This is a genomic window from Saccharomonospora sp. NPDC046836 (genome assembly GCF_040645195.1).
Classification (GTDB): domain Bacteria; phylum Actinomycetota; class Actinomycetes; order Mycobacteriales; family Pseudonocardiaceae; genus Prauserella_A.
Window position 1 is genome coordinate 1 of sequence record NZ_JBEYXW010000095.1, and the last position, 5,901, is coordinate 5,901.

Consider the following 5,901-nt stretch of genomic DNA (forward strand, 5'->3'; position numbering starts at 1 on the left):
TAGAACCGAATCGGCAGCAGAAGGACCCAGGCCACCGGCGTCGGCCGCGTGCGGGTCGCGGGCTCCTGGGGTTCGGCCGCCTCAGTGCCGGCCACGTACACGCCCCAGACGCTGCTCTCGGTGGCGGTGCGCGTCTTCAACGAGCGCGGGTACGACGGCACCTCGATGGAGCACCTCTCGCAGGCGGCCGGGATCTCCAAGTCCTCGATCTACCACCACGTCTCCTCCAAGGAGGAGTTGCTGCGCCGGGCGGTCAGCCGGGCCATCGACGGGCTCTTCGCCGTCCTGGACGAGGAGGGCGCGGTCACCGGGCGTCCGCTGGAGCGGGCCCGGTACGTCACCCGCCGTACCGTCGAGGTGCTCGTCGCCGAACTGCCGTACGTGACGCTGCTGCTGCGGGTGCGCGGCAACACCGACACCGAGCGGTGGGCGCTGGAGCGGCGCCGGGAGTTCGACCACCGGGTGGCCGGGCTCTTCTCGGCGGCCGTGCAGGAGGGGGAACTGCGCGGGGACGTGGAAGTGCGCATGGCTACGCGGCTGCTCTTCGGGATGATCAACTCGGTGGTCGAGTGGTATCGGCCGGACGGGGTCCGGCAGGGGGACGGAGGGTCGCCCTACGAGGAGGGGCCACTCGGGAGTGGGGCCGAGATCGCCGACGCGGTGGTGCGGATCGCCTTTTCGGGGCTGCGCGCCCAGGGGTGACCTTTGCTTGGCACAGGCCTTAGAAGCCGTATCTCAACCGCTCATGGAACGTGTAAGTCGAACGGGTTTCCCGCTGGGGTGATCTTCTGGCGGTAGGTGCATGAAGGCAGGGCCTCTCGGTAGCTCGGGGATGCGAATCTGACCGAGCAGTGCCGGGAGGCCCTGGTGTCGTTGTTGTACGCGTCCGAATCCGTTCAGTTCAACTCGGCTGCACCATCGTGTGACTGCCTCGCGCATGTGTACGGCAACGCGGCCGACCATCCGGACCGGGAACGTCGGTATCCCTCTGACATGTCGGACGCGGAATGGGCGGCGGTCCGGCCGTTGCTGCCGGTGCCGGCCTGGCTGAACGGGCGGGGTGGACGTCCCGAGGGCTACTGCCACCGCCAGCTGCTGGACGCGGTCCGCTACCTGGTCGCGGGCGGGATCTCCTGGCGGGCGATGCCCGCGGACTTCCCCGGCTGGGGCCGGGTCTATGCCTTCTTCCGCCGCTGGCGCGAGCACGGGCTGATCACCGAGTTCCACGACCGCCTGCGCGGGAGGGTCCGGGAACGCGAAGGCCGCGAGGCCGAGCCCACGGCCGGGATCATCGACGCGCAGTCGGTGCGGGCCGCAGCAACCGTGCCGTCCGCTTCACGCGGCTACGACGGCGGGAAGAAGGTGCCGGGCCGGAAACGGCACATCGTGACCGACACGCTCGGCCTGCTCCTGGCCGTCGCGGTCACCGCCGCGAACACCGGCGACCGGGACGCCGCGACGGGCCTGCTGGGGCGGGTTCGGCGTCTGCACCGCGACATCACCCTCGTCTGGGCCGATGGCGGCTACACCGGCGGTCTCGTCGACTGGTGCCGGGAGACACTCGCCCTGACCTTGCAGATCGTCAAGCGCAGCGACGACATGACCGGATTCGTCGTCCTCCCCAGACGGTGGGTGGCAGAGCGCACGTTCGCGTGGCTGATGAACTCCCGCCGCCTGGCCCGGGACTACGAGAGGCTGCCCGCTTCCAGCGAGGCGGTGATCCGGTGGTCGATGGTCACCCGGATGAGCCGGCGTCTGGCCCGGCCCCGGGCCGCCGGCCGGCACTGAAGGCCCCCGACGCCTCGGCGAGGAGCCACCCGCGTTCCGCCAGACGCCTCGCCTTCGACCTCAGCCCCTCGACCTTCGCCGGCATCGTCCCAAAGCCCAGCTCGCCTGCGATCTCCCTGGCCTTCACCGGCCCCTCGCCCGCCGACCGACGCTTCTCCAGCATGCCCAGAATCCGCTGGTAGTCGGGCGCGAGCACAGTCACCGGCAGCCCGTCCCGCCAGGTCGGAACCACCGACCCCGGCAGCGGCACCACCGACGCCGCTGTTCCCCCCGCCTCCGCCTCGGCCTCGGCCTCGGTCACAGCAGTGGACTCGGCGGCCGACACGGCCAGGGCCTCGACCAGCTCCTCCCGCGCGATCACCCGCCGGTCCAGCTCGATCTCCGCCGCCTCCAGCACCTCAGCCAACCGCGCGACTTCCTCCCGCAGGCCCTCCACCCGCACCCGGGCAGCAGCCTCCCGCTCCTCCAGCATTCCCAGCACCGACGCCACCGCGCACCCCTCGGTCATAAAGCGGACACAAGACGCCACACACCTCCCTCACGCCAAGGAAGACCATGCCTGACCACCAGAAACCAACAGACCACGTTCGGTTGAGATACGGCTTCTTAGCCCCCGCCGGACGCCAGCCCAGCCGAACCACGGCCCGAGGTGAGGCGCGGCTGCGGGCCGTCTCGGCGGTCTGCCAACGATGGCCTCAAGCGCCGGCCGGGCTGGATTTCGGCTCAGGGTGGATGTGGCTGAGGCCGGATCCGCGTCACCGCTCCGGTGACAGTTCCTCCTCCTCGAAGACCAGGAGGGTCCTGGTCGAGAGGACGTCGGGGATGGACTGGAGGCGGGTGAGGACCAGTTCGCGCAGGGCGCGGTTGTCGGCGGCGTGGATCATGAGGAGGACGTCGAAGTCGCCGCTGACCAGGGCGATGTGGGCGGCGCCGGGGAGCTGGCGGAGTTCTTCGCGGATGGTGCGCCAGGAGTTCTGGACGATCTTCAGGGTGATGTAGGCGCAGGCCCCCTGCCCGGCGCGTTCGTGGTCGACGCGGGCGCCGAACCCGCGGATGACGCCGTCCTCCATGAGGCGGTTGATGCGGGCGTAGGCGTTGGCGCGGGAGACGTGGACGGTGTCGGCCACCGAGCGGATGGAGGCGCGGCCGTCCGCCTGGAGCAGCCGCAGGATGTCCCTGTCGACGGCGTCCAGCGGTCTGGGTGCCGGCTGTTCGGCCATTCGTATCGCTCCCCACTCCCGGCGGGCCCGCCCTATGGACGACCTGTGCCCGGTCCGCGCCGTGCAGAACCGTTCGTCCACATCCTGGGGCCGCCCGTAGCCAAAATGCCTCGGCGACCGAACAATCGGTAGGTGAGGCGCGTCACAGCACGCCGTGCGGACGCTCCTTCCCTGTGTGACCGTTCGTGACAAGGAGGAGGCGACGTGTCGAAGAAGCGGCAGAGTACGCCGGTCGTCGACCGGCGCCGGCGCACCGGCCCCGAGGACGTACCCGAGGCGGCGGAGCACACCGTCACGCCGCCCGCCTGGCGCCCGCGTGTGGACCCGGGGCCGCTGCTGCCCGACGAGTCCCCGTTCCGCCTGCTCGGAACCGAGGCGGCCGCTCAGGCCGATCCGGCCCTGCTGAAGCGCCTCCACCGCGAGCTGGTCCTCGGCCGCCGCTACAACACGCAGGCCACCGCCCTCACCAAGCAGGGCCGCCTCGCCGTCTACCCCTCCTCCACCGGTCAGGAGGCGTGCGAGGTCGCCGCCGCCCTGGTGCTGGAGGAGCGCGACTGGCTCTTCCCCAGCTACCGCGACACCCTCGCCGCCGTCGCCCGGGGCCTGGACCCGATGGAGGCGCTGACGCTGCTGCGCGGCGACTGGCACACCGGCTACGACCCGCGGGCCGTGCGGATCGCGCCGCTCTCCACGCCGCTCGCCACCCAGCTGCCGCACGCGGTCGGCCTCGCCCACGCGGCGCGGCTCAAGGGCGACGACGTGGTGGCCCTCGCCATGGTCGGCGACGGCGGGACCAGCGAGGGCGACTTCCACGAGGCGCTCAACTTCGCCGCCGTCTGGCAGGCGCCCGTCGTCTTCCTGGTGCAGAACAACGGCTTCGCCATCTCGGTGCCGCTCGACAAGCAGACCGCCGCGCCCTCCCTCGCCCACAAGGCCGTCGGGTACGGGATGCCGGGCCGCCTGGTCGACGGCAACGACGCCCTCGCCGTCCACACCGTCCTCGCCGAGGCGGTGGCCCGGGCCCGCGCGGGCGGCGGCCCCACCCTCGTCGAGGCGATCACGTACCGCATCGACGCCCACACCAACGCCGACGACGCCACCCGCTACCGGGGTGCCGAGGAGGTCGAGGCGTGGCGTGCCCACGACCCGGTCGAGCTGATGGAGGGCGCGCTGCGGGCCCGGGGCCTCGCCGACGAGGCCGAATTCGCGGTGGTCCGTGAGGACGCCGAGCGGTTCGCCGCCTCGCTGCGCGAGCGGATGAACGCCGACGCCGAGCTGACCCCCGCCGATCTCTTCGACCACGTCTACGCCGAGCCCACCCCGCAGCTGCGGGAGCAGGCCGCGCAACTGCGCGCCGAACTCGACGCCGAAGCCGCCAGCCACGGGGAGGACCTCCGATGACCGCCTCCGCCCCCGAGACCACCGGCACGGCCCGCCCGGCCCGCCGCGCCAAGGCGGCCAAGCCCGCCACCATGGGTCAGGCCATCGGCCGCGCGCTGCGTGACGCCATGGCCGAGGACCCGTCCGTCCACGTGCTCGGCGAGGACGTCGGCACGCTCGGCGGTGTCTTCCGGATCACCGACGGCCTGGCCGCCGAGTTCGGCGACGACCGCTGCACGGACACCCCGCTCGCCGAGGCCGGCATCCTCGGCACCGCCGTCGGCATGGCCATGTACGGCCTGCGCCCGGTGGTGGAGATGCAGTTCGACGCCTTCGCCTACCCGTCGTTCGAGCAACTCGCCTCGCACGTCGCGAAGATGCGCAACCGCACCCGGGGCGCCATGCCCCTCCCCATCACCATCCGCGTCCCCTACGGCGGCGGCATCGGCGGCGTCGAGCACCACAGCGACTCCTCCGAGGCGTACTACGTGGCCACGCCCGGCCTGCACGTGGTCACCCCGGCGACCGTCGAGGACGCGTACGGGCTGCTGCGCGCCGCCATCGCCTCGGACGACCCGGTCGTCTTCATGGAGCCCAAGCGGCTGTACTGGTCGAAGTCCGACTGGTCGCCGGAGGCGCCGGCCGAGGTCGAGCCGATCGGGCGGGCCGTGGTCCGCCGCGCCGGCACCGACGCGACGCTGCTGACCTACGGGCCCTCGCTCCCGGTCTGCCTGGAGGCGGCCGAGGCGGCGCGGGCCGAGGGGCGGCAGCTGGAGGTGGTCGACCTGCGGTCGCTGGTCCCCTTCGACGACGAGACGGTCTGCGCCTCGGTGCGCAGGACCGGGCGGGCCGTGGTGGTCCACGAGGCCACCGGCTTCGGCGGGCCCGGTGCGGAGATCGCCGCCCGGGTCACCGAACGCTGCTTCCACCACCTGGAGGCGCCCGTGCTGCGCGTCACCGGGTTCGACATCCCGTACCCGCCGCCGATGCTGGAGCGGCACCACCTGCCCGGCGTCGACCGGGTCCTCGACGCGGTCGAGCGGCTGCAGTGGGAGGCGCGGAGCTGATGGCCGAGGTCAAGGAGTTCACGCTGCCCGATCTCGGTGAGGGGCTGACCGAGGCGGAGGTCGTGCGCTGGCTGGTGGAGGTCGGCGAGGTCGTCGCCGTCGACCAGCCGGTCGTCGAGGTCGAGACGGCCAAGGCGATGGTCGAGGTGCCGTGCCCGTACGGCGGTGTCGTCACCGCGCGATACGGCGCGGAGGGCGAGGAACTGGCCGTCGGGGCACCGCTGCTGACGGTCGCGGTCGGCGCGGACGCCTCCGCCCCGGCCGGCGCCCAGGGCTCCGGTTCCGGCGGCGCGGACGGTGGCGTGGCGGATGCCGACGGTGCGGGCGTGGCCGAGGACGGTGGCGCGGGGGCCTTTCGGCTACCGCATCGAGTCCTCATTGGACTGATCAGACGAACCGTTTCACGAACGCCAGCGCGGTATCCGCGACTTCGCGCCAGCCGCGGT

At 72.4% G+C, this 5,901-nt stretch carries 7 protein-coding genes; 5 read left to right on the top strand and 2 right to left on the bottom strand.

The window, feature by feature from the left end; translation table 11 throughout:
- Window positions 1-120: 120 nt before the first annotated feature.
- Window positions 121-702: a TetR/AcrR family transcriptional regulator gene (locus ABZ863_RS35180; protein WP_358544063.1), complete on the top strand. Its 582-nt coding sequence runs from the start codon at window positions 121-123 to the stop codon at window positions 700-702.
- A gap of 291 nt (window positions 703-993) precedes the next feature.
- Entirely contained in the window at window positions 994-1,788 is a 795-nt protein-coding gene (locus ABZ863_RS35185; RefSeq protein WP_358544065.1) for an IS5 family transposase, read from the top strand.
- Here ABZ863_RS35185 and ABZ863_RS35190 read toward each other — a convergent pair.
- Window positions 1,736-2,296, bottom strand: coding sequence for a hypothetical protein (locus tag ABZ863_RS35190; RefSeq protein WP_128463273.1), 561 nt, complete (start codon window positions 2,294-2,296; stop codon window positions 1,736-1,738). The two genes, ABZ863_RS35185 and ABZ863_RS35190, sit on opposite strands and share 53 nt — an antisense overlap.
- Window positions 2,297-2,543: 247 nt before the next feature.
- Window positions 2,544-3,008 carry an Lrp/AsnC family transcriptional regulator gene (locus tag ABZ863_RS35195; RefSeq protein ID WP_023418357.1) on the bottom strand — a complete coding sequence of 155 codons (465 nt, stop codon included), beginning with the start codon at window positions 3,006-3,008 and terminating at the stop codon, window positions 2,544-2,546.
- Between the two features lie 360 nt (window positions 3,009-3,368).
- Here ABZ863_RS35195 and pdhA point away from each other — a divergent pair, with 360 nt between their 5' ends.
- From pdhA to ABZ863_RS35210, 3 genes are all read left to right on the top strand, one after another.
- Window positions 3,369-4,409 carry a pyruvate dehydrogenase (acetyl-transferring) E1 component subunit alpha gene (gene pdhA / locus ABZ863_RS35200; RefSeq protein WP_358544069.1) on the top strand — a complete coding sequence of 347 codons (1,041 nt, stop codon included), beginning with the start codon at window positions 3,369-3,371 and terminating at the stop codon, window positions 4,407-4,409.
- 71 nt (window positions 4,410-4,480) lie between these two features.
- Window positions 4,481-5,455, top strand: a complete 975-nt coding sequence (locus ABZ863_RS35205) for an alpha-ketoacid dehydrogenase subunit beta (protein WP_358544071.1) — start codon at window positions 4,481-4,483, stop codon at window positions 5,453-5,455.
- Window positions 5,455-5,901 (top strand): biotin/lipoyl-containing protein (locus tag ABZ863_RS35210; RefSeq protein ID WP_358544067.1); only part of this gene is annotated, 447 nt, incomplete at its 3' end. The genes ABZ863_RS35205 and ABZ863_RS35210, both read left to right, overlap by 1 nt.

Excerpts from the sequence above, each read along its gene's own strand:
- ABZ863_RS35185 (WP_358544065.1), top strand. The coding sequence starts at position 994 with ATGTCGGACGCGGAATGGGCGGCGGTCCGGCCGTTGCTGCCGGTGCCG.
- ABZ863_RS35190 (WP_128463273.1), bottom strand. The coding sequence starts at position 2,296 with ATGACCGAGGGGTGCGCGGTGGCGTCGGTGCTGGGAATGCTGGAGGAG.
- ABZ863_RS35195 (WP_023418357.1), bottom strand. The coding sequence starts at position 3,008 with ATGGCCGAACAGCCGGCACCCAGACCGCTGGACGCCGTCGACAGGGAC.
- ABZ863_RS35205 (WP_358544071.1), top strand. The coding sequence starts at position 4,481 with ATGGGTCAGGCCATCGGCCGCGCGCTGCGTGACGCCATGGCCGAGGAC.